General features: G+C 60.1%; 19 protein-coding genes, 1 tRNA gene and 1 pseudogene. 6 read left to right on the top strand and 15 right to left on the bottom strand.

The window, feature by feature from the left end; genetic code table 11:
• Positions 1-178, bottom strand: a pseudogene (locus FH061_RS18760) (branched-chain amino acid ABC transporter substrate-binding protein); the annotation flags it as partial.
• Between the two features lie 244 nt (positions 179-422).
• Here FH061_RS18760 and FH061_RS18755 point away from each other — a divergent pair.
• A complete protein-coding gene (locus tag FH061_RS18755) occupies positions 423-932 on the top strand; it encodes an Lrp/AsnC family transcriptional regulator (protein ID WP_151637359.1) in 510 nt (169 codons plus the stop codon).
• 155 nt (positions 933-1,087) lie between these two features.
• On the opposite strand, the gene FH061_RS18750 is transcribed toward FH061_RS18755, so the two are convergent.
• The 6 genes from FH061_RS18750 to folD form a co-directional block, all read right to left on the bottom strand.
• On the bottom strand, positions 1,088-2,404 hold the full coding sequence (locus tag FH061_RS18750) for a D-amino acid dehydrogenase (protein WP_151637358.1): 1,317 nt from the start codon (positions 2,402-2,404) through the stop codon (positions 1,088-1,090).
• 152 nt (positions 2,405-2,556) lie between these two features.
• The gene (locus tag FH061_RS18745; RefSeq protein WP_151637357.1) at positions 2,557-3,009 is read right to left on the bottom strand and encodes a hypothetical protein; all 453 of its coding nucleotides are present in this window, start codon (positions 3,007-3,009) and stop codon (positions 2,557-2,559) included.
• Positions 3,006-3,431 carry a DNA polymerase III subunit chi gene (locus FH061_RS18740; RefSeq protein WP_151637356.1) on the bottom strand — a complete coding sequence of 142 codons (426 nt, stop codon included), beginning with the start codon at positions 3,429-3,431 and terminating at the stop codon, positions 3,006-3,008. Before FH061_RS18740 ends, FH061_RS18745 begins: the two co-directional genes overlap by 4 nt.
• A 4-nt stretch (positions 3,432-3,435) precedes the next feature.
• Positions 3,436-4,065: a glutaredoxin family protein gene (locus FH061_RS18735; protein WP_151637355.1), complete on the bottom strand. Its 630-nt coding sequence runs from the start codon at positions 4,063-4,065 to the stop codon at positions 3,436-3,438.
• A 19-nt stretch (positions 4,066-4,084) separates the two neighbouring features.
• Positions 4,085-6,151 (bottom strand): M3 family metallopeptidase, encoded by a 2,067-nt coding sequence (locus tag FH061_RS18730; RefSeq protein WP_151637354.1) that lies wholly within the window; start codon positions 6,149-6,151, stop codon positions 4,085-4,087.
• A 6-nt stretch (positions 6,152-6,157) separates the two neighbouring features.
• Positions 6,158-7,003 carry a bifunctional methylenetetrahydrofolate dehydrogenase/methenyltetrahydrofolate cyclohydrolase FolD gene (gene folD / locus FH061_RS18725; protein ID WP_151637353.1) on the bottom strand — a complete coding sequence of 282 codons (846 nt, stop codon included), beginning with the start codon at positions 7,001-7,003 and terminating at the stop codon, positions 6,158-6,160.
• Between the two features lie 286 nt (positions 7,004-7,289).
• Here folD and aceE point away from each other — a divergent pair, with 286 nt between their 5' ends.
• The 4 genes from aceE (at position 7,290) to lpdA (ending at position 14,373) form a co-directional block, all read left to right on the top strand.
• Positions 7,290-9,986 (top strand): pyruvate dehydrogenase (acetyl-transferring), homodimeric type, encoded by a 2,697-nt coding sequence (aceE, locus tag FH061_RS18720; protein WP_151637352.1) that lies wholly within the window; start codon positions 7,290-7,292, stop codon positions 9,984-9,986.
• 136 nt (positions 9,987-10,122) lie between these two features.
• Entirely contained in the window at positions 10,123-11,790 is a 1,668-nt protein-coding gene (gene aceF / locus FH061_RS18715; RefSeq protein WP_151637351.1) for a dihydrolipoyllysine-residue acetyltransferase, read from the top strand.
• A gap of 101 nt (positions 11,791-11,891) precedes the next feature.
• A complete protein-coding gene (locus tag FH061_RS18710; RefSeq protein ID WP_151637350.1) occupies positions 11,892-12,461 on the top strand; it encodes an Ntn hydrolase family protein in 570 nt (189 codons plus the stop codon).
• Positions 12,462-12,519: 58 nt separating this feature from the next.
• A complete protein-coding gene (gene lpdA, locus FH061_RS18705) occupies positions 12,520-14,373 on the top strand; it encodes a dihydrolipoyl dehydrogenase (protein WP_151637349.1) in 1,854 nt (617 codons plus the stop codon).
• 246 nt (positions 14,374-14,619) lie between these two features.
• Here lpdA and FH061_RS18700 read toward each other — a convergent pair whose 3' ends face one another.
• Positions 14,620-15,822: an acetylornithine transaminase gene (locus tag FH061_RS18700; protein ID WP_151637348.1), complete on the bottom strand. Its 1,203-nt coding sequence runs from the start codon at positions 15,820-15,822 to the stop codon at positions 14,620-14,622.
• Between the two features lie 229 nt (positions 15,823-16,051).
• Entirely contained in the window at positions 16,052-17,095 is a 1,044-nt protein-coding gene (locus FH061_RS18695; protein ID WP_151637347.1) for a CDP-6-deoxy-delta-3,4-glucoseen reductase, read from the bottom strand.
• A gap of 12 nt (positions 17,096-17,107) precedes the next feature.
• On the opposite strand from FH061_RS18695, the gene FH061_RS18690 reads away from it, so the two are divergent.
• Positions 17,108-18,019 carry an SDR family oxidoreductase gene (locus FH061_RS18690; protein WP_151637370.1) on the top strand — a complete coding sequence of 304 codons (912 nt, stop codon included), beginning with the start codon at positions 17,108-17,110 and terminating at the stop codon, positions 18,017-18,019.
• Here FH061_RS18690 and FH061_RS18685 read toward each other — a convergent pair.
• From FH061_RS18685 to tolA, 6 genes are all read right to left on the bottom strand, one after another.
• A complete protein-coding gene (locus tag FH061_RS18685; protein ID WP_151637346.1) occupies positions 18,014-18,220 on the bottom strand; it encodes a heavy-metal-associated domain-containing protein in 207 nt (68 codons plus the stop codon). The two genes, FH061_RS18690 and FH061_RS18685, sit on opposite strands and share 6 nt — an antisense overlap.
• Before the next feature lie 416 nt (positions 18,221-18,636).
• Positions 18,637-18,712: transfer RNA gene (locus FH061_RS18680), tRNA-Lys, on the bottom strand.
• A gap of 142 nt (positions 18,713-18,854) precedes the next feature.
• Positions 18,855-19,604 (bottom strand): tol-pal system protein YbgF, encoded by a 750-nt coding sequence (ybgF, locus tag FH061_RS18675; protein ID WP_151637345.1) that lies wholly within the window; start codon positions 19,602-19,604, stop codon positions 18,855-18,857.
• Between the two features lie 3 nt (positions 19,605-19,607).
• Entirely contained in the window at positions 19,608-20,135 is a 528-nt protein-coding gene (gene pal, locus FH061_RS18670; RefSeq protein WP_151637344.1) for a peptidoglycan-associated lipoprotein Pal, read from the bottom strand.
• A gap of 38 nt (positions 20,136-20,173) precedes the next feature.
• Positions 20,174-21,439 carry a Tol-Pal system beta propeller repeat protein TolB gene (tolB, locus tag FH061_RS18665; protein ID WP_151637343.1) on the bottom strand — a complete coding sequence of 422 codons (1,266 nt, stop codon included), beginning with the start codon at positions 21,437-21,439 and terminating at the stop codon, positions 20,174-20,176.
• 6 nt (positions 21,440-21,445) lie between these two features.
• Entirely contained in the window at positions 21,446-22,432 is a 987-nt protein-coding gene (tolA, locus tag FH061_RS18660; protein WP_151637342.1) for a cell envelope integrity protein TolA, read from the bottom strand.

The raw sequence follows: 22,432 nt of genomic DNA, 5'->3' as shown, positions 1-22,432 counted from the left end.
TGAGTTCATCGATGGCCATGCGGGCGCCGTATTCGTTGTCTTTACCCAGGTGTGCGATGGCGCCGGAGATCGGGCCGACGTGGCCGATCTTGACGACCTGTTCCTGTGCCGAAGCTGCGCCTGCGAAAGCAAAGGCGATTGCACCGGCCAATGGAATCATTTTTGTAGTGAACTGCATAAAATATCCTCCTAAGGATTGATAAAACACAGGGTAACTGCAACACTCACCTCTTGGCTTGCCGTGTGGCCACGTGGATCGCAAGGCCCCGGCACTCGTCCCCTTTGCCGGTTGGCGGCCATGTTTTCGTTGCCTGGCAGTAGCCTATTTCCATTCAGAAAACTGAACAGGCAGACGGTACAACAGAAAAAAGGGTTCGCAAAGAGTTTTTCTGCGGTTTTTTGCAAAATTCAACGATTTTTATATGCCTAAATTTCACGCGCTCGACAAGGTGGACCGCAAGCTTCTGAACCTCCTGCAGAAAGATAATCAGATGCCGACGCGGACCCTGGCAGAAAAGGTGCACATTTCCCAGCCAACTTGCCTTCGCCGCATCCGCGAACTGCGGGAAGCCGGAGTGATCAGCGCCGATGTCGCGCTGGTCGATCCGTTCGCACTCGGTTACGGCATGCTTGCCTTTCTGGAGGTGTCGCTCAACAATCAGTCGGACGAGCACATGCAGAATTTCGAAGCCCGGATGGCAAAGGAAACCGAGGTGATGCAGTGCTACTTCGTTTCGGGTGACTATGATTACTTTCTGGTCGTTCACGTGGTCGATATGGACGCGTACTACCAGTTTGTACGGCGGGTGATATCCGGCTCGGGAAACGTCAGGCATTTCCAGTCGCGCTTTCCGATGAAGCGGGCCAAGTTTGCGACGCGCATCGCGTTTGACGAGAAGCAGGCGGAAGTGCAGGTGCGGGTGGGGAAGTGATGATGGCCGGTTCATGCTGACCGAACAGTCTGGATGAACCGACTATCTTGAAGGCGTTCTCCTGATCGCATGCGCCGGCGATCGGAAGCTTCAGATTCAGTGCTCTGGATGGATGCATGATGAAGCAGCCGCAGCTGCTTCATCACCGGTTTCAATCAGGCGCGTGCAGGGTTGACGGAAGGGAAGCGGCTGGCCGGAGATTGCGGCATGCCGGTGAATGCGAAATCGACATCAGGCTGGCGCCCGGAGACGATGTCCGCTATCGCGCGGCCCGAACCGCAGCCCATGGTCCATCCGAGCGTACCATGTCCGGTGTTGAGAAACAGGTTGCTGATCTTCGACTTGCCGATGTAGGGAATATTGGACGGCGTCAGCGGACGCAGACCGGTCCAGTACACCGGATTCTCATAATCGCATGCGCCCGGAAACAGTTCCCGCGTACGGCGTGTGATTGCCTCGCAGCGGGCTGTATTGAGCTCACGCGTGTATCCGTTCAGCTCGCAGGTGCCGGCAACCCGCAGGCGGTCGCCGAATCGGGACACAACCAGCTTGTAGCCGTCATCGGTCAAAGACACCGTCGGTGCAGCCCCGGGGTCGGTAACCTGGTAGGTTGCCGAATAGCCCTTGCCCGGATAGATCATCAAATCGACACCAAGCGGCTTCAGCAGGGGAACGGAGAAGCTGCCCATCGCCATCACGAAGGCATCGGCGCGCAGCACCTGATGGCGTCCGTCGGGATTGATCACTTCCACAGCCGTCACCTTGGCCGAAGCTCCCGCGCCTTCGGCCAGCAGGCGCGTGATGGTGGTGTTGTAGCGGAAGTTCACGCCGGCTTGCTCGGCGCGACGGGCAAGCCCGGTGGTGAACTTGTAGACATCGCCCGATTCATCGGTGGCGGTGAAGTCGCCGCCGACGATCTTGTCGCGGATGCTGGCCAGCGCCGGCTCGATGCGGATGACTTCATCGGCGCCGATGGAATCGCGCGGGCAGCCGAGGTCGCGCATCAGCCTGGCGGCCGGCAGCGAATCTTCGAATTCCTTCCGGTCCGTATAAAAGTGGAGGATGCCCTTCGTCAGGTGGTCATAGTCAAGGCCGGTCTCGGCGCGCACGGCTTGAAGAGTCTGGCGGCTGTACTCGGAAATGGCGACGATCTGACGGATGTTCCGCGCAGTGCGGGCGGGGGTGCATTCACGGAGAAAATGCAGTCCCCAGTTCCATTGCAGCCATTCCGGGCGGAAGCGGTAGAGAAGGGGCGCATCCTCCTTGCCGAGCCACTTCAGGATCTTGAGCGGCGCCGAGGGATTGGCCCAGGGTTCGGCATGGGAAACCGAGATCTGGCCGCCATTCGCGAAGCTGGTTTCCTGCGCGGCGCCGGGCTGGCGCTCGATGACGGTAACTTCATGGCCGGCTTTGTTGAGAAACCAGGCGGAAGCGGTGCCGATGATGCCCGAGCCAAGTACGATAACTTTCATGACGCAGATTCTCCGTTGTCCATTGACATCCAATGACGACATTGTAAAAAGTTATCGTCTTCGTGAGTAATCAAGAGGGGCAGCCAAATTTCTGGTTTTGGAAGGAAAATTGAGTGCGATGTTCGAAAAACAAAGTAAGACAGGAAAAGATTTTATTTTTTCGAAACCTGCAGACTGGCAATTTCCTGCGTCACGGCGCGCGTTACCGCATCCTTGATGGAGTGATGCAAGCCTTCCCTGATTTCATTGGCAAGGCGTTCGACCGCGACTTGCAATACATCTGCAAGACTGTCCCGTACACGCTGTTCGAGCATCACATCGACTCGATCGAGAATCTGGCCAAGCACGCGTTCCTGCACCTGGCGTTCCAGTCTTTCCCACTCAGCCTCATTCCAGTTTGCCGTTGACAGCTGCAAGGGAGCGGGGAGGTTTGCCGCAAGCGGGACGATCTGGCCGGCCTCAGCGGATGGTGCGGCTACGCCTGCGGCGACAGCCGTGTCCGCGGGTGCATCGCCGTCACCGGTGTCGTCGGCATCGCCGATAGCCGGCGCCGGAATGATTTCCGTCAGGACCGGGATGCCGGCATCGAGAGTGTTGTTGCTCATGCCGGCTCCGCAACGAAATGGGTTAGGGGATATCCGCGCTGCTGGTAAAAACGGTAGCGTTCACGTCCCGCCGTTTTGTCCGCGTCATCGCCGGCGACGATTTCAAACATGCGTTCGAAACGGGCGAAATGCGTCGGCGTGGAGGAAGAAAGATTGATCAGGACATGATGATGCGGCAGCTCCGCATCATCGTTGTCGGTCAGGATGATCGGCGTGGCCGCGGCAAGCGGATCGCCGGCCGACACATGCGGCAGGAAATCGAGTCCGGAAAAAGTCCACAGGGCTTCATCCAGCAAGCTCAGGCTGTGGCTGTCTTCCACGCGCAGCACGATGCGGCATTGCGCAGCACGCGCCTTTCTGACGAGTCGGCATGCATAGAGCAGTTTATCCGGCACGTTGCTGTGAAAATCGATGCGTGTCATGGTGTCAGAAGCGGAAGCCGGGCGGCGCATTGCCGATGGCCGGAGGAAGTTCCGTCGCCGCCGACGGCTTGGCTGCCGGCTGCTCCTGGGTGCGGTTCTTTTCAGCGGCAACAGCCTGCGGCGCCGGCGCCGCAGCCACCGCCGCGGGATTGCGGTAGTTCCTGGGAAGCCTGCTGGTTTCAGGATAGCCCGCCGAGGTCAGCGCGCCGTTCCACGCGCCGGCTTCGAACCCGTTTTCCTTTTCGCGCCCGATGGTCAGCATGGGCAGGTTGCCGTCGCCTCCCGCCTGCTTGAACCGGGCAATGTCTTCGTTGCTGGTGACGGTCTTTTCCTGGAACGGGATGCCGCGCTCCGACAGCAGCTTCCGGCCGTCATCGCAGGCCGCGCAGTTGCGCGTGGTGTACAGCGTCACCGGATGGCTGCGCGTGACTTCGGCCAGTTCGTAAGGCAGATCGCCAAAAACCGATCCTCCGGCTGACAGCGCCCTGGTTTCCACCTTGGCGGCTGTCTTTGGAGGCGGGACATCGCTGTAAGTGACTTTGCCGTCGGGCCCCACCCATTTGTACAACTGTGCATGTGCTGTCGCAGCGCACAGCAGCATGAGCACTGAACAGGATTGCAGCAAGCGTTTCATTTCACTCCCTTGATACTTTTTATGCCGTCATGCCGTTGTGTCTTAACAACGCATCAATGCTCGGTTCCCTTCCGCGGAAGGCCTTGAAGGATTCCAGCGCGGAGCGCGCTCCGCCCATCGACAGGATTTCCTCCAGAAACTTGCGGCCGGTATCGGCCGAAAGGATGTTCCCGCCAACGGCACCGGCTTCCTCGAAGGCGCTGTAGGCATCCGCCGACAGCACTTCCGCCCACTTGTAGCTATAGTAGCCTGCCGCATAGCCGCCGGCAAAGATGTGGCTGAAGGAATTCTGGAAACGGTTGAAGGGCGGCGGGATCATCACCGCGAACCTGCCCCGCACATCATTGAGCACGTCCTGCGCGGTCCGGCTTCCATCAGGATCGTGATCGAAGTGCAGATGCATGTCGAACAGCGCGAATTCCACCTGGCGCAGCGTCTGCAATCCCGACTGGAAGTTCTTGGCGGCGATCATCTTGTCGAACAGGACGCGCGGCAGGTGCTCGCCGGTTTCCACGTGCGCGGTCATGTGCTGCAGCACATCCCACTCCCAGCAGAAGTTCTCCATGAACTGCGAGGGCAGTTCGACCGCATCCCATTCGACCCCGGAAATGCCGGATACGCCCAGTTCATCGACCTGGGTCAGCATGTGATGCAGGCCATGACCGAATTCATGGAACAGGGTGATGACTTCGTCATGCGTGAACAGCGCCGGACGCGGCTTGCCGTCGACGATGCCGGGTTCGGTGAAGTTGCAGGTCAGGTAAGCGACCGGCGTCTGCACCGAAGAACGCACCAGGCGGCGGCCGCGCGCATCATCCATCCATGCGCCGCCGCGCTTGCCCTGGCGCGCATACAGGTCTACATAGAACTGGCCGATCAGCTGGCCGTCCTTCTCGATGCGGAAGAACTTCACGTCCTTGTGCCAGGTGGCCGCCGTATCGGGCTTGACCTCGACGGAGAACAGGCTCTGGATCACCCGGAACAGGCCCTCGATCACCTTGGGCTCCTGGAAGTACTGCTTCACCTCCTGCTCCGAAAATGCATAGCGCTGCTCGCGCAGCTTTTCGGATGCATAGGTCACGTCCCAGGCCTGCAGCTCATCAATGCCCAGTTCCTGCTTTGCGAAGGCGCGCAGCTCGGCAAGATCGTTTTCCGCGAAGGGACGGGCGCGCTTGGCCAGGTCTTCCAGGAAACCGATGACCTGCTGCGGCGTTTCCGCCATCTTCGGCACCAGTGACACTTCGGCGAAGTTATTGAAGCCCAGCAGCTTGGCTTCCTCATCCCGCAGCCTGAGAATTTCCGCGATGTTGCTAGTGTTGTCCCATTCCGCCTTGGCACCTAGTTCGGAAGCCTTGGTCACGTTCGCGCGATAGATGGTTTCACGCAATTCACGCTTGTCGGCGTATTGCAGGATCGGAAAGTAGGAAGGGAAATGCAGCGTGAACTTGTAGCCGCTCTTGCCGTCGCGCTCGGCCGCGGCACGCGCGGCCTGCTTCGCATCGTCGGGCAGGCCGGCGAGGTCGGTCTCGTTGTCGACGAAGAGCGCGTAATCATTGGTCGCATCGAGTACGTTCTCGGAGAACTTGGTCGACAGCGCCGCCTGCTTCTCCTGGATTTCCGCGAAGCGCGCTTTCTTGTCGTCGGGCAGTTCGGCGCCGCCCAGGCGGAAGTCGCGCAAGGCGTTTTCGATGATCTTCTTGCGTGCCGGCGTCAGGGCGGCATAGTCTGCGCTCTCCTTGAGCGCCTTGTATTTCTTGAACAAGGCGAGATTCTGGCCGAGGCCGGTCCAGAACTCGGTGATCTTCGGCAGGTTCTCGTTATAGGCGGCGCGCAGCTCCGGCGTGTCCATCACCGAGTTCAGATGGCCGACGATGCCCCAAGCCCTTCCAAGTCTTTCCGTCACGTTTTCCAGCGGTTCGACGAAGCTTTCCCAGCTCGCGCTGTCCGCGGGTGCTTCCAGCTTCGCCACGACGGCGCGGCCTTCATCGAGCAGCGCGGTGATGGCAGGCGTGACATGTTCGGGCCTGACGGCGTCAAAACGCGGCAGATCGGAGAAGTCGAGGAGAGGATTGGTTGCGCTATTCATAGGGGTTCAGGTTCTTTCTGCGGCTTCAATGGTGTTAACGAGCAGCATCGTAATCGTCATCGGGCCGACGCCGCCCGGGACCGGGGTGATGTAGCCGGCGACTTCCTTGGCGTTGCCGAAATCGACATCGCCGCACAGCTTTCCGGCGTCGTCGCGGTTCATGCCGACGTCGATCACGACCGCGCCCGGCTTGATCATGTCGGCCGTGACGATATTACGCTTGCCTGTGGCGACCACGAGAATATCGGCGGCACGGGTGTGCAGGCCGAGATCCCGGGTCTTGGAATTGCAGATGGTGACAGTCGCGCCAGCCTGCAAGAGCAGCATGGCTTGCGGTTTGCCAACGATGTTCGAGGCACCGACCACGACGGCATGGGCGCCACGCACGGGGTAATCGATGGATTCCAGCATCTTCATCACGCCGTATGGGGTGCAGGGACGGAACAGCGGCTGTCCGGTCATCAGCAGGCCTGCATTGCTGATATGGAAACCGTCGACATCCTTCTCCGGCGCGATTGCCTCGATCACCTTATGGGCATTGATGTGCTGCGGCAAGGGAAGTTGCACCAGGATGCCGTTAATTTTGGGATCCTTATTGAGTGCGTCGATGCGCGCCAGCAGCGCTTCTTCGCTCATGTCGGCATCGTATTTTTCCATGACGGAATAAATGCCGTTGTCTTCGCAGGCCTTCACCTTGTTGCGCACGTAGACCTGCGATGCGGGATTGTCGCCGACCAAGACGACCGCCAGGCCGGGTTGCTTGCCCTTGGCGGTCAGCGCGGCGGCGCGCCTGGCGACATCGGTGCGAAGTTGTTGGGAGAGCAGGGTGCCATTGATGAGCTGTGCGGTCATGATGAAAGTGGAAAGTAGGGAAAGAAGCGATTAAAACGGAATTATAAGTCGGGGCGGCTCAACCCCAGCGTTCGTCGGCGCTCCAACGGAGGCAGGGATCGACAGCGGCGAGCCGTGATTGCTGCGATGCCGCATAGAATTTCGCATTATGAAAAGTGATATCGCAATTTGAAAAGTTGAAAAACTGCTGTTAGAATCTTTTCACCGCGCACCATTCAGGCATTTTCTTGTCAAAAAATCCCGACCGCATCCCGGTTGGATAGCCCCACAACCCAGGAGACACCACATGTCCGCCCAGCTCGATCAAGTACTGGCGCAAGCCGCCAACGACCCCGATGTAATGGAAACGCAGGAGTGGCTTGATGCACTCGAAGCCGTCATCGAAACCGAAGGCCCGGAGCGCGCGCATTACCTGATGGAGCGCATGGTCGACCTGGCCCGCCGCCGCGGCGCCCATATCCCGTTCTCCAGCAATACCGCCTATGTCAACACCATCCCCGCCCATCTCGGCGAACACTGTCCCGGAAACCTCGAATATGAAGAGCGCCTGCGCTCCTGGATGCGCTGGAACGCGATGGCGATGGTGGTCAAGACCAACCGCGCCGACGGCGATCTCGGCGGCCACATCTCCAGCTTCGCGTCGCTGGCCAACATGCTCGGCATCGGCTTCAACCATTTCTGGCATGCACCGACCGAGGACCACGGCGGCGACCTGCTGTATATCCAGGGCCATTCCTCTCCCGGCATTTACGCGCGTTCCTTCCTCGAAGGACGCCTGACCGAGGACCAGTTGCTCAACTTCCGCCGCGAAGTCGACGGCAAGGGCCTTTCCTCCTATCCGCATCCGAAGCTGATGCCCGACTACTGGCAGTTCCCGACCGTGTCGATGGGCCTCGGCCCGCTGATGGCGATCTACCAGGCGCGCTTCCTCAAGTACCTGCATGCGCGCGACATCGCCAAGACCGACAACCGCAAGGTCTGGGCCTTCTGCGGCGACGGCGAAATGGACGAGCCGGAATCGATGGGTGCGATCGGCGTGGCCGGACGGGAGCACCTCGACAACCTGGTGATCGTCGTCAACTGCAACCTGCAGCGTCTCGACGGTCCGGTGCGCGGCAACGGCAAGATCATCCAGGAACTGGAAGCCGACTTCCGCGGCGCCGGCTGGAACGTCATCAAGGTCATCTGGGGCGGCTACTGGGATGAACTCCTGTCGCGCGACAAGGATGGCATCCTGCAGCGCGTGATGATGGAAACCGTCGACGGCGAATACCAGAATTACAAGGCCAAGGACGGCGCTTATGTGCGCAAGCACTTCTTCGGCAAGCATCCCAAGCTGCTGGAAATGGTCAGCAAGATGTCCGACGACGACATCTGGCGCCTCAACCGCGGCGGCCACGACCCGCACAAGATCTACGCCGCGTTCAAGCAGGCGCAGGAGCACAAGGGCCAGCCGACCGTGCTGCTGGTCAAGACCATCAAGGGCTTCGGCATGGGCAAGTCGGGCGAAGCGCGCAACACCGCGCACCAGACCAAGAAGCTCGATGACCAGGCCGTGCGCGAAATGCGCGACCGCTTCAACATTCCGATTCCTGACGACAAGCTGGCCGAAGTGCCGTTCTTCAAGCCGTCCGACGATGCGCCGGAAATGAAATACCTGCATGAGCGCCGCAAGGCACTCGGCGGTTATCTGCCGCAGCGCCGCAAGCAGGCCGACGAGACCTTGCCTGTGCCCGATCTGTCGGCATTCCAGGCAGTGCTGGAACCGACTGCCGAAGGCCGCGAGATTTCGACGACCCAGGCTTACGTCCGCATCATCACCACGCTGCTGCGCGACGCCAACCTCGGCAAGCGCGTCGTGCCGATCCTGGTTGACGAGGCCCGTACCTTCGGCATGGAAGGCCTGTTCCGCCAGATCGGCATCTTCAACCAGCAAGGTCAGCTGTACGAGCCGGTCGACAAGGACCAGGTGATGTACTACCGCGAGGACAAGGCCGGCCAGATCCTGCAGGAAGGCATCAATGAAGCCGGTGCGATGAGTTCCTGGATCGCCGCCGCGACTTCGTACTCGACCAACAACCGGGTGATGATTCCGTTCTACATCTTCTACTCGATGTTCGGCCTGCAGCGCGTCGGCGACCTGGCCTGGGCGGCCGGCGACATGCGCGCCCGCGGCTTCCTGCTCGGCGGCACCGCGGGACGCACGACGCTCAACGGCGAAGGCTTGCAGCACGAGGACGGCCACAGCCACATCCTGGCATCGACCATCCCGAACTGCATTCCCTACGATCCGACCTTCGCCCATGAAGTGGCGGTCATCATCCATGACGGCTTGAAGCGCATGGTGGAAAACCAGGAAGACGTGTTCTATTACATCACCTTGATGAACGAGAACTATAGCCATCCCGGCCTCAAGCCTGGCACGGAACAGGACCTGCTCAAGGGCATGTACCTGCTGCAGCAGGGCGGCACCGGCGGCAAGCAGCGCGTGCAGCTGATGGGCTCCGGCACCATCCTGCGCGAAGTCATCGCCGCGGCCGACCTGCTGAAGAACGACTGGGGCATCGACTCCGATATCTGGTCCGCGCCGTCGTTCACATTGCTGGCCCGTGATGGCCAGGATGTCGAGCGCTGGAATCTGCTGCACCCGACAGAAGCGCCGCGCCAGTCGCATGTGGCGAAGCTGCTGCAGGGCAGCACCGGCCCGATCGTCGCATCGACCGACTACATGCGCGCTTTCGCCGAGCAGATCCGTCCGCACATGCCGAAGGGCCGCAATTACAAGGTGCTGGGCACGGACGGCTTCGGCCGCTCCGACAGCCGCGCGAAACTGCGCGAGTTCTTTGAAGTCAACCGTTACTATGTCACCGTGGCTGCATTGAAGGCGCTGGCAGAAGACGGCGCGATCACGCCGGCAGTGGTGGCGGAAGCGATCGCGAAATACGGCATCGATCCGAACAAGCCGAATCCTGTCACGCTGTAACTCTCAATTAACAAGACTAACAACTCCCTCCCTTGCAAGGGAGGGTTGGGGCGAGATGAGAGTCGGCAATGGATGCTGAACTTCGTCCGCCTCGGCCCTGCTTGCTGAAGCAGAGGGTGAGAACGGAGCTAACACAATGAGTACAACGGTCAAAGTCCCGGATATCGGCGATTTCAAGGAAGTCGAAGTCATCGAACTGCTGGTCAAGGTCGGCGACACCGTGAAGGTGGAGCAGTCGCTGATCACGGTGGAATCCGACAAGGCGAGCATGGAGATTCCCTCCAGCCATGCCGGCGTCATCAAGGAAATCAGCGTCAAGGTGGGCGACAAGGTATCCGAAGGCAGCGTGCTGCTGGTCCTGGAGGAGGGCGCAGCGTCCGCCGCGCCTGCACCTGCGGCCGCAGCGCCGGCCCCGGCAGCTTCCGCAGCGGCGGCACCAGCGGCCGCTGCTGCCGCTACTCCGGCTCCGGCTTCCGCTTCCGGCGGCTCGTCGACGGTCAACGTGGAAGTGCCGGACATCGGCGACTTCAAGGACGTTGAAGTCATCGAACTGATGGTCAAGCCGGGCGATACGGTGAAGGTTGATCAGTCGCTGCTGACGGTCGAATCGGACAAGGCCAGCATGGAGATTCCGTCCAGCCACGCGGGCGTGGTCAAGGAAATGAAGGTCAAGGTCGGCGACAAGGTGTCCAAGGGTTCCCTGATCCTGACGCTGGCTGCCGAAGGCGGCGCAGCGGCGGCAGCCCCTGCACAAGCGGCCCAGGCAAGCGCGCCCGCACCGGCTGCGGCTACAGCTGCGGCTTCCACGCCTGCTCCCGCTCCGGAAGCCAGGACACTGCCCACCGCTGCTCTCGATCCGGCACCTGCCAACGGCGCCAAGGCGCACGCGTCGCCGTCGGTACGCAAGTTCGCCCGCGAACTCGGCGTGGACCTCGGCCGCGTGGCGGGCAGCGGACCCAAGGGCCGCATCCTGCACGAAGATATCCAGAATTTCGTCAAGTCGGTCATGTCGGGCGCCGCCGCCGCACCGTCTGCGTCTGCCGCCAAGGCTGGCAGCGGCGTGGGACTGGATTTGCTACCATGGCCGTCCCTGGACTTCTCCAAGTTCGGCGCCACCGAACTGCTACCGCTTTCCCGCATCAAGAAGATCAGCGGCCCGAACCTGCACCGCAACTGGGTCATGATTCCGCATGTCACCCAGTTCGACGAAGCCGATGTGACCGACCTCGAGGAATTCCGCAAGGATTCCAATGCGGCGATGGCCAAGTCCGGCGTCAAGCTCACGATGCTGGCTTTCGTGATCAAGGCCAGCGTATCGGCGCTGAGGAAATTCCCCGCGTTCAATTCCTCGCTCGACGAGAAGGGCGAAAACCTGATCCTGAAGAAGTTCTACAACATCGGATTCGCCGCCGACACGCCGAATGGCCTGGTGGTCCCGGTGATCAAGAATGCCGACACCAAGAGCATCTCCCAGATTGCGCAGGAAATGGGCGACCTGTCGGCGCAGGCGCGCGACGGCAAGCTCAAGCCGGCCGACATGCAGGGTGCGACCTTCACCATCTCGTCGCTTGGCGGTATTGGCGGCACGGCATTCACACCGATCATCAATGCGCCGGAAGTCGCGATCCTCGGCCTGTCCAAGTCGGCGATCAAGCCGGTATGGGACGGCAAGCAGTTCGCGCCGCGCCTGATGCTGCCGCTGTCGCTGTCATACGACCACCGCGTCATCGATGGTGCCATGGGCGCGCGCTTTGCCGCCTATCTGGCGGAAGTTCTCGGGGACATGCGCAAGACCTTGCTGTAATCCAATAGTGAAGGGTGAGCGCCTACTGCAGCGGAAAGTGAGAGAATCCTTCTCTTTCCCTGAAGACCTGGCGCTTCATTCCTTGCTTACGGAGTTTCACAATGACCACTTGCGTCGTCGTCAAGAAGAACAACCAGATTGCCATCGCATCGGATTCGCTCGTTACCTTCGGTGATACGCGGCTGTCGCATGCGTATGAAGTCAACGAAAAGATTTTCCCGGTCGGCGATTCCTATGTCACGCTGGCCGGTACCGCTGCCCATTTCCCGGTCATGCGCAAGCTGCTGACCGGCATGGAAGACGAGTGCAAGCTTGGCAGCCGCGAGGAAGTGTTCGAGACGTTTTCCCGCGTCCATGAAATCTTGAAGGAGAAGTACTTCCTGAATACCAAGGAGGATGAGGACGATCCCTACGAGTCTTCGCAGATCACCGCGCTGATCGCGAATCCCCACGGGATCTTCGGCGTGTACTCCTACCGGGAAGTGTTCAGCTTCGATCGTTTCTGGGGCATAGGCAGTGGCCGCAACTTCGCGCTCGGCGCGATGTATGCGGTGTATGACAAGGCAACCAGCGCGCGGGAAATCGCCGAGATCGGCGTGCACGCGGGAGCAGAGTTCGACAAGAGCACATCGGGGCCGTTCCGGATTTACAGCGTCCCGATGAGAGACTAAAAAATGATGCCCTTCCGGGTGCCGTCCGGCCGGGAAGCGTGACAACGGAGCTAAAGCTATGAGCATGATCGAAGTAAAGGTCCCCGATATCGGCGACTTCAAGGAAGTGGAAGTCATCGAACTGCTGGTCAAGGCCGGCGACACCATCAAGGTAGACCAGTCGTTGATCACGGTCGAGTCCGACAAGGCCAGCATGGAGATTCCATCCAGCCATGCCGGCGTGATCAAGGAACTCAAGGTCAAGGTGGGCGACAAGGTGTCGGAAGGATCGCTGCTTCTCATGCTTGAGGCGGAAGCCGGTGCTGCGTCTGCCCAGGCATCGAGCCAAGCTGCTGCGTCGGCCCCGGCCTCGGGCCAGGCCGCGGCGCATGCATCGGCCGGTTATGGCACATCCACGCCGGCGGCTTCGGCAGCCTCCGCCTCTTCCGCCTCCGGCACTGCAGCGGCATCCTCGCCCGCACCGGTCGCTGCGGCATTCACCGGTGCCGCCGACATCCAGTGCGACATGCTGGTGCTCGGTGCCGGTCCGGGCGGCTATTCAGCTGCTTTCCGCGCTGCCGATCTTGGCATGAACACCGTGCTGGTCGAGCGATTCGCCACGCTTGGCGGCGTCTGCCTCAATGTAGGCTGCATACCATCAAAGGCATTGCTGCATGTGGCCGCCGTCATTGATGAAACCGCCGCGATGGCGGCGCACGGCGTCACCTTCGCCAAGCCCGAGATTGACATCGACAAGCTGCGTGAATACAAGGACAAGGTCATCAAGAAGATGACAGGCGGCCTGGCCGGCATGGCCAAGGCACGCAAGGTCAATGTGGTGCAGGGCGTGGGCCAGTTTGTCGGCGCCAACCATCTCGAAGTGGCCGCGGCTGACGGCAGCAAGAAGACGGTGCAGTTCAAGCAGGCCATCATCGCCGCCGGCTCGTCCGTTGTGAATCTGCCTTTCGTGCCGCAGGACCCGCGCATCGTCGATTCCACCGGCGCGCTGGAACTGCGCCAGGTGCCGAAGCGCATGCTGGTGATCGGCGGCGGCATCATCGGCCTGGAAATGGCGACCGTCTATTCAACACTCGGAGCACGTATCGACGTGGTCGAGATGATGGACGGCTTGATGCAGGGCGCGGACCGCGACATGGTCAAAGTCTGGCAGAAGTTCAACGAGAAGCGCTTCGACCGCATCATGACCAAGACCAAGACGGTCGGCGTGGAAGCGCTCGCCGAAGGCATCAAGGTCACTTTCGAAAGCGCAGACCCTGCGGTCGCCGCACCGGAGCCGCAGATGTACGACATGGTGCTGATGGCGGTGGGCCGCAGCCCGAACGGCAAGAAGATCGCCGCAGACAAGGCCGGCGTGGCAGTCACCGATCGCGGCTTCATCAATGTGGATTCGCAGATGCGCACCAACGTGCCGCATATCTTCGCCATCGGCGACATCGTCGGCCAGCCCATGCTGGCGCACAAGGCCGTGCATGAAGCCCATGTGGCGGCAGAAGCGGCCGCCGGCCAGAAGTCGCATTTCGATGCAAGGGTGATTCCGTCCGTGGCTTACACCGATCCGGAAGTGGCCTGGGTCGGCATTACTGAAGATGAAGCCAAGGCCAAGGGCATCAAGCTGGAGAAGGGCTTGTTCCCATGGGCCGCAAGCGGCCGCGCGGTGGCCAATGGGCGCGAGGAGGGCTTCACCAAGCTGCTGTTCGATGCGGAAACGCATCGCATCGTCGGCGGCGGCATCGTCGGCACGCATGCGGGCGACATGATCGGCGAGATCGCGCTGGCGATTGAAATGGGCGCTGACGCGGTTGATATCGGCAAGACCATCCATCCGCATCCGACCCTTGGAGAGTCGATCGGCATGGCGGCGGAAGTGTTCGAAGGCGTCTGTACCGACCTGCCGCCGATGCGGAAGAAATAACGCTGTCAGGCCGCCATGGCAATAGCATAGCCGCTCAGGCTATTCAGGCTATTCGGTCTCACCAGGCTGGCCGGGCGCAGAAAAAGGCAAAGGAAGAAGGCAAAAGGCAGTTGCGGAAGCAACTGCCTTTTTCTTTTACTGCCGCCTCTCAATGTAAGGCGATGCATGCCGCCGCATCATTTAGAGAGGCGGCATGAGCGGCACTATCCTTTGCCTGTCACCGATACGTCGGGTCTACGTCAATGATCAATGACCGAGCTTGGTCAGAATATCGGACAGCATGGAAATCATCTGATCGATTTCTTCCTTGCTGACATTCAGGGATGGCATGAAGCGCAGCAGGTCGGGGCGCGGCGAGTTCAGCAGCAGGCCAACCGGTTCCATGTCGCGTGCGGTTTCCACGATTTTCGGCCCGATGTCCTTGCCCAGTTTCAGCGCGCGCAGCAGACCTTCGCCACGCTCACCCTCCAGGCCATGCTTCTCGCACAGCTTGAGCAATTCGGCGCGCATGTAAGCGCCCTTGTCCTTGACCGATTGCAGGAAACCGGGCTTGAGCAATTCATTCAGCACGGCGATGCCCACCGCAGTCATGACCGGATTGCCGTTGTAGGTGCCGCCTTGCTCGCCGGGTTCAAATACGGCGACATCCTCGCGCGCAAGCAGGGCAGCCAGCGGAACGCCTCCGCCGATGCCTTTGCCCAAGGTCATGATGTCCGGCTCGATGTTTGACAACTGGTATGCAAACAATTCACCCGTGCGGCCCATGCCCGCCTGTACCTCATCGACGATCAGCAGCAGATTGCGCTGCTTGGTCAGTGCGCGCAATGCCTGCATGAATTCACGCGTCGCGGGAATCACGCCGCTTTCGCCTTGCACCGGCTCAAGCATCACGGCAACCGTCTTGTCGGTGATCAGCTGCTCGACACTGGCGATGTCGTTCAGCTCGGCTTTCGGAAAGCCCGGCACCTGCGGCGCGAACATGGTGTCCCAGCCCGTCTTGCCGCTGGCCGACATGGTGGCCAGGGTGCGGCCGTGAAAGCCATGGTTGAAGGTGATGATTTCGTAGCGGTTCTCACCGGCGGCATTCTTGTTGACCTTGCCCCACTTGCGCGCCAGCTTGATCGCGCCTTCATTGGCTTCGGCGCCGCTGTTGGCGAAGAAGACGCGGTCGAAGGCGGAATGTTTTGTCAGCAGCGAGGCCAGCACGATGGAGGGTTCGTTGTAGAAGGCGGGTGAGGGATTGAGCAGCTTGCCGGCCTGGGCGTTGATCGCTTCGACGATGCATTGCGGCGAGTGACCGAGGCAGTTGACGGCCCAACCCTGCAGATAGTCGAGATAGCGCTTGCCGTTATTGTCCGTCAGCCACATGCCGCGGCCTTCTGTAAAAACAATGGATGGCCGATTGGTGATCTGCATGAGTGCGTTGACGTCGTACTGGCTGAATTCCATCTCGATAGCTCCTGAGGAAAAATGGCTGTAATGCAATAAAAGAGAAAGGCGAACAAGAAACGGCTACGGGCTCAAAAAAAAAGCCACAGGGTGGACCTGTGGCTTAGTGAGCAGCAAACACTTACGCGCACGGTTTCCCTGGCTGGGGAAGCAGGGGACGGCGTCGCAAGAAATTGGCAGTCATATTCATAAAGTCAATGTTAAGGCGTTTTGCCGGGTGCGTCAAAAACTATTTCGGGGTCAAAACCGCATCCGCGCCATCGGCTTCCGATGTGAACGCATCTGCGTAGAATTCTTCTTCCGGCAGCTTGCATTGCGCCACGAAATCCCGCTTGGCCGAATCCACCATGACCGGGGCGCCGCAGGCATAGATCTGGTAACCGGACAGGTCGGGCAGATCCTGCATGACAGCCTGGTGGACGAAGCCGGTACGACCGGTCCAGTTGTCTTCCGGCTCTGCATTGGAAATAACCGGCACATACTTGAAGTTGGGCAAGGTCCTCGCCCATTCCTCGCAAAGCGACTGCATGTAAAGATCCCCCGGACGGCGTCCGCCCCAATACAGGATCATCGGGCGCTTGGTCCTGTTATGAATGGCCTGTTCGACGATGGCCTTGATCGGCGCGAAACCGGTACCCGACGCCAGCAGCACCATCGGCTTTTCGGAATCCTCGCGCAGGAAGAATGTGCCGAGCGGCCCTTCGAAGCGCAGGATGTCGCGCTCCTTCATGGTGTTGAACACATGATCGGTGAAGACGCCGCCGCGCATGTGGCGGATATGCAGTGTCAGGTGCTCGTCGAGATGCGGCGCGTTCGCCATGCTGTAGCTGCGCCGCTTGCCATCCTTCAACATGAATTCGATGTACTGGCCGGCCTTGTATTGCAGGCGTTCGTTCGCCGGCAACTGCAGGGAAATGATGGCGACATCATCGGTCACCTTGTCGATCTTGGCGACGCGGGTAGGCAGCTTCTTGATGGGAATCTCGCCGATGCCGGCGACTTCGCGCGCTTCGATCACAATGTCGGAATGCGGAGTCGCACAGCAGAAGAGGGCAAAACCCTTTTCCTCCTCGGCGACCGACAGTGCCTTCTCCTGGTGGGCGCGATGCGTGACGGAGCCGCCGAGCAGCTTGCCCTTGCAACTGCCGCAAGCGCCGTTCTTGCAGCCGTACGGCAGACCAATGCCAGCCCGGATCGCTGCCGTGAGGACGGTTTCGCCTTCCTCGCAAGTGAACTGCCGACCGCTCGGCTGTACTGTTACATCGAAAGTCATACAATCCTGATGATGAAAAACAATGAAATAAAATCCGCACGCAAACTGCGCCGCCCGCGTTTGCTGATTCTTGGCTGCGGCGACGTCGGCATGCGTCTGCTGCCCCTGGTACGCCGTCAATTCCGCGTGTTCGCGGTGACCAGCCAGTCTTCGCGCTGCGCGGAATTGCGCGATGCCGGCGCCGTTCCCATTGTGGCGAATCTTGATCAGCCTGCCGCCATCGCACGCCTTGCAGGGCTGGCGCCGTACGTGGTGCACCTGGCGCCGCCGCCATCGGAAGGGCCGAGGGACCGGCGCACCCGCAATCTGACCGCCATTTTACCCCACGGCGGCACGCTCGTTTATATCAGCACAACCGGTGTGTACGGCGATTGCGGCGGCGCCTGGGTCGATGAGACGCGGCCGGTCAATCCTCGCAATGCGAGAGCTGCGCGGCGTGTCGATGCGGAGCAGGTATTGCGCCGCTGGGCGCGACGGTCGGGATCCCGTCTTTCGATTCTGCGTGTGCCGGGAATCTATGCGCGGGACCGTCTGCCGGTCGAACGCCTGAACAAGGGGACGCCGGCATTGCGGGACGAGGATGATGTCTACACCAATCACATTCATGCGGACGACCTCGCACGCATTGCAGCCCTGGCCCTGTTTCGCGCCAAGGCCTGCCGCATCTATCATGCGGTCGATGATTCGGAGCTCAAGATGGGGCAGTACTTCGATGCCGTGGCGGATGCATTCGGCCTGTCGCGTGCGCCGCGCCTGCCGCGCGATGAGCTCGCCCAGGCAGTTTCTCCGATGCTGCTGTCATTCATGTCCGAGTCGCGCCGGTTGAGAAACAACCGCATCAAGGAAGAATTGGGCGTGCGGCTGCGCTATCTGCATGTCAATCAAGCCTTGGCGCGAATGACGCAGCCGACCGAGGCCTCATGAGGTGCTTGTCCTGAGCACCGGATAGCCGGCTTCCTCTACGGCGGACTTGATTCTTTGAAGGTCCGCGCCCGACGCAATGGAAACTTTCTGTTCGGCGAGCACGATTTCGACCTTGGCGCCGGCGTCAACTTCCTGCACTGCCTTGGTAACAGCATTGATGCAATGATTGCAGCTCATTCCTTCGACTTGCAATTCGTACATGATGATGACTCCTTTGGTTAACTGGAGTCCTCACTATAGGACTTCCCATGATGGTAAGGTCAAGCGCATTGGCGAAAGTTCAGATGCCTACAACGGATCGCGGGTGAGTGTATGAACGAATCGGTTGGCCGCGGGTACGCAGGGCAGAAGGAGTGCCGGGTGGCGGGCCGCACAATCGATGAGCAGCCCCCTCCGAGCGTCCAAGGCAGCCCGAGGCGACCGTCATTCACCTGCAATTCGTTCTATGTTGTATAGGGTTCACTCAGGAGAGGGCTGGCTGAACGAGGAAAAGAGCAGAAGAGGAGACCCGAGAAGCCTGAGTGCAAAAGCGGCAATGCCGCATGGCGTCGCTCATTTTGGAAAGTGGCATTGAAAACAGAAAAGGGTCTAAGTTTTCACTTAGACCCTTCGTATTCTGGTAGGCCGTGCGGGACTCGAACCTGCGACCAACGGATTAAAAGTCCGCTGCTCTACCAACTGAGCTAACGACCCGAAAGACCAAGATTATAAGGAATTGTTATGCAGGCTGTCAATGAATCGCATTCACATTTCTTCATTGACATGCCTGCCCTCATCACCATCATCTTGCCAACGCGTATCGCGGTCCATGCAGACTGCGATACATTGACTTGAATCACTTGAGCGCAGCAAGCCTTTCGCGGGCAGTTTGCGCCGAGGGTGAATCAGGATACTGGGCAACCAGTGTTTCCAGGCTCTTCTTTGCCGCGGCACGATCCTTGAGCTCGAGGTGGCAGCTTGCGATATTTAGCAAGGCATCTGCGGCCTTGGGACTGTCTGGATAATTCTTGACCACGACCTGCTGCGCGGTAATCGCATTGCGATAGTCGCGCTGCGCGTAATAGGTGTTGCCGAGCCAGTACTGCGCCGAGGGGGCGAGTGCGGATTGCGGGTAGCGCCGCGTGAATTCGAAGAACGATGCGCCCGCATTCCGGTAGTCGCCCGATTTGAAGAAGGCAAGGGCAGCATCGTATGCGCGCTGCTCCCCCTGTTCAACCGTGACTTCCTTCCCATCGACCGTCACCTGCTGCGGTTCAAGCTTGCGGATGCGGTTGTCGAGATCGACGTAGAAGTCCTTCTGCCGTTTTTGGGCATTGGCCAGTTCATTGGTCAATATCTCGATCTGTCCGCGCAAGCGCGATATCTCCTGCTTGAGCTGCTCGTTCTGATTGTTCAGATCGAGATTGTTGGTCTTGTCAGCCTTGGCATTGATTTCACTCTGCATGTTCGCCAGGCGGCTGCGGATGTCGAGAATGGCCCGGCGGGCTTCTTCATCCTCGAACAGCGCGGCAGTGGCCTGCATGGGCGTCAGCGTGAAGGCGGCCATCGCGGCCGCAGCGAGTGTGGATCGAATGAAGTTGTTCATGGATTATTGATAGACGAGATCGGCGCGGCGGTTCTCAGCCCATGCGGCTTCGTCGCTGCCTGTTGCCTTCGGTTTTTCCTTGCCGAGAGAAACGGCTTCCATCTGCGCGTCTGCAACTCCGAGCAGGCCCAGGGCACGGCGCACCGCTTCAGCGCGCTTCTGACCCAGCGCCAGATTGTACTCGCGTCCGCCGCGGTCATCGGTATTGCCCTGGATGATGATCTTGCGGCCCTTGTTGGCAGCCAGATACTTTGCATGTGCTTCGACGACCGGCTTGAACTCGTCCTTGACGGTGTAGCTGTCATAGTCGAAATACACGCTGCGCTTGGCGAGGATGCCCTTCGGGTCGTTCAGCGGATCGGTCGAGCCGGTGGTCAGCGGAGCGATGGTGCGTGCATCGGCAGTCGAGGGTGCGGTTGTGCCGGTACGTTCTTCAACTTTGGCCTTGTCATCCAGCTTGACGTTGGAGCCGCATGCCGTAAGAGCCAGCGCGCTCGTGAGGATAAGGGCTAAAGTGGTGGTATTGCGCATTCAAATTTCTCCTGAGTGAGTGTTGCCTTAAACCTATATTATTTCATGAACGGACCCCAGGTAGGCTCCCTGATGTCGCCTGCCTGGGTGACCAGCCGATGCCGGACGCGGCCGTCCACCGACACGACCGCCAGCGATCCGCGGCCTGTCGCATACATGATGTACTTGCCATTGGGCGAGAAGCTGGGCGATTCATCGCTAGTGGTATCCGAAAGTCGCAATTCCTGGCCGCTTGCGAGGTCGAGCGCATACAGCTGGAAACGGCCTTCGCGGCGCGAGATGTAGGCAAGCGTCTTGCCGTCCGGCGCAACCCGCGGGCTGATGTTGTAGCTGCCGTTGAAGGTCACGCGCTGCGCTTCGCCGCCGTTCGCGCTCATGCGGTAGATCTGCGGACCTCCGCTGCGATCGCTGGTGAAATAAATGGTCTTTCCGTCGGCCGAGAATTGCGGTTCGGTCTCGATGCCGTTCGAGTTGGTCAGCTGGCGCAGATTGCTGCCATCGGAATTGACCACATAGATTTGGGTATAGCCGCTGCGGGAGAGGGCGAGCGCCAGCTTCGAGCCGTCAGGCGACCAGGACGGAGCGGAGTTGCTGCCGCGGTGGTTCGCAATTACCGTACGCTGCCGCGTCGTCAGGTCCTGGACATAAACCACGGGCTTCTTCGCTTCGAAGGAAACGTAAGCGACCTTGGTGCCGTCTGGCGACCAGGCGGGCGAGATGATCGGTTCATTGGAGCGCAATGCCGCTTGCGTGCCTTCTCCGTCAGCATCGGCGACTTCCAGGCGATATTCATTGCCGACTTTGGTCACATAGGCAATGCGGGTCGAGAAGGCGCCTTTCACGCCGATCAGCTTTTCGTAAATGTCGTCCGCGATCTTGTGGCCCGCGACGCGCAGGCGATCGGGGCCCGCAACCTGACCGAAGCCGGACAGGCTGGATGACTTGACGGTATCGAGCAAGCGATAGCGGATATCGTAGCGGCCGTCGGCCAGCCGCTGAACGCTGCCGACCACGAGCGCATCTGCGCCCTTGGCTTTCCATTCGCCGTAATTGACGGGCACGGTTTCCGACATCGTATTGCCGGTGTCGATGATCTTGAAGTAGCCGCTGCGCGCCAGATCCGCCTTGATGATGGCGGTGATCTGCTGAGGCGCGATGGTTTCATCGGCAAAGCCTGCAATGGCAACGGGAATCTGCGTCGCACCCACGCCCGAGGTTTCAACACGCAGCTGCGCCTGTGCCAGCGTTGCGGCGAAGCCGAGGGTGAATATGACGAAAGTGCGCGAAAAGAGATTTTTTATCATGGTCGCTTACTGATCTTTCGGTTTATGAATGCCAAGGAAGCTTGACGGTACGCTGCCCGAGCTGTCTTTCGGATAGGGTTGCGATCGCTCGATGGCACGCGCCACGGCTTCATCGAATCCGGGTACGCCGGAGGAACGCAGCTTGCGCAGGCCTGCGATCGAGCCGTCAGGCAACAGTCGAACTTCGTATTCTACCGGGGGGTTGCCCGACAAGCCTTCCGGAACGATAAATGCAATGTTGGAACGGATTTTTGCTGCTATGCGTTGACTATATGCGCCGTCAGCGCGTCCGCCCTGGGCCTTCGGCGCATCGCCGCTGCCACCGGCACCGGTGATGCGCCGCATGTCTTCATCGCGCATCTTGGCCGCCAGCTTGGCGTCGGCTTCTTCTTCCTGCTTGCGCTTCTTCTCGGCGGCTTCCTTCTTCGCCTTGTCGGCTTTTTCCTTCTCGAGCTTCTTCGCGTCTTCTTGCTGTTTCAACTTGGCAAGTTTCTCCTCTTCCTGGCGTTTCTTTTCCTTCACCAGTTTCTCTTCAGCTTCGCGGCGTTCCTTTTCCTTGGCGAGCTTTTCCTTCTCTTCCTCCTCGCGGCGCTTCTTTTCTTTCGCGAGTTTTTCTTTCTCTTCCTGCTCCTGGCGCCGCTTCTCTTCCGCCTTGCGCTTCTTCTCCTGCTCGAGCGCGATATCGGGCTTGGCGACCGGCGGTTCCTCGACCTTCGGTTTCGGCGCTTCCCTGACTACCGGCGGCGGTTCAGGTTTGGGTTCCGGTTTCGGTTCGGGCTTTGCTTCTTCCGTTCTTACCGGCTCCGGCTGAGGCGCGGCTTCACGCGGTTGCGGACTCCATACCTCGGCTTCGATGGTCGTCGGCACTTCGTTCTGCCAGCGGATGCCGATCCAGAAAAATGCCAGCAGCGCAAGGTGCACCAGTGCCGCGAACGTCAGGGCGCGCCAGCGCCCCGGTTCCTTCGGAACGGTGTAGGGAGTCGAGTCATTCAT

The sequence above is a fragment of the Noviherbaspirillum aerium genome (assembly GCF_008929045.1).
GTDB classification, from domain to species: Bacteria; Pseudomonadota; Gammaproteobacteria; order Burkholderiales; family Burkholderiaceae_D; genus Noviherbaspirillum; species Noviherbaspirillum aerium.
This window is presented reverse-complemented; position numbering and strand designations above follow the sequence as displayed.

Coding starts and splice junctions, on each gene's coding strand:
- FH061_RS18755 (WP_151637359.1), top strand. CDS start 423: ATGCCTAAATTTCACGCGCTCGACAAGGTGGACCGCAAGCTTCTGAAC.
- FH061_RS18750 (WP_151637358.1), bottom strand. CDS start 2,404: ATGAAAGTTATCGTACTTGGCTCGGGCATCATCGGCACCGCTTCCGCC.
- FH061_RS18745 (WP_151637357.1), bottom strand. CDS start 3,009: ATGAGCAACAACACTCTCGATGCCGGCATCCCGGTCCTGACGGAAATC.
- FH061_RS18740 (WP_151637356.1), bottom strand. CDS start 3,431: ATGACACGCATCGATTTTCACAGCAACGTGCCGGATAAACTGCTCTAT.
- FH061_RS18735 (WP_151637355.1), bottom strand. CDS start 4,065: ATGAAACGCTTGCTGCAATCCTGTTCAGTGCTCATGCTGCTGTGCGCT.
- FH061_RS18730 (WP_151637354.1), bottom strand. CDS start 6,151: ATGAATAGCGCAACCAATCCTCTCCTCGACTTCTCCGATCTGCCGCGT.
- folD (WP_151637353.1), bottom strand. CDS start 7,003: ATGACCGCACAGCTCATCAATGGCACCCTGCTCTCCCAACAACTTCGC.
- aceE (WP_151637352.1), top strand. CDS start 7,290: ATGTCCGCCCAGCTCGATCAAGTACTGGCGCAAGCCGCCAACGACCCC.
- aceF (WP_151637351.1), top strand. CDS start 10,123: ATGAGTACAACGGTCAAAGTCCCGGATATCGGCGATTTCAAGGAAGTC.
- FH061_RS18710 (WP_151637350.1), top strand. CDS start 11,892: ATGACCACTTGCGTCGTCGTCAAGAAGAACAACCAGATTGCCATCGCA.
- lpdA (WP_151637349.1), top strand. CDS start 12,520: ATGAGCATGATCGAAGTAAAGGTCCCCGATATCGGCGACTTCAAGGAA.
- FH061_RS18700 (WP_151637348.1), bottom strand. CDS start 15,822: ATGGAATTCAGCCAGTACGACGTCAACGCACTCATGCAGATCACCAAT.
- FH061_RS18695 (WP_151637347.1), bottom strand. CDS start 17,095: ATGACTTTCGATGTAACAGTACAGCCGAGCGGTCGGCAGTTCACTTGC.
- FH061_RS18690 (WP_151637370.1), top strand. CDS start 17,108: ATGAAAAACAATGAAATAAAATCCGCACGCAAACTGCGCCGCCCGCGT.
- FH061_RS18685 (WP_151637346.1), bottom strand. CDS start 18,220: ATGTACGAATTGCAAGTCGAAGGAATGAGCTGCAATCATTGCATCAAT.
- ybgF (WP_151637345.1), bottom strand. CDS start 19,604: ATGAACAACTTCATTCGATCCACACTCGCTGCGGCCGCGATGGCCGCC.
- pal (WP_151637344.1), bottom strand. CDS start 20,135: ATGCGCAATACCACCACTTTAGCCCTTATCCTCACGAGCGCGCTGGCT.
- tolB (WP_151637343.1), bottom strand. CDS start 21,439: ATGATAAAAAATCTCTTTTCGCGCACTTTCGTCATATTCACCCTCGGC.
- tolA (WP_151637342.1), bottom strand. CDS start 22,432: ATGAATGACTCGACTCCCTACACCGTTCCGAAGGAACCGGGGCGCTGG.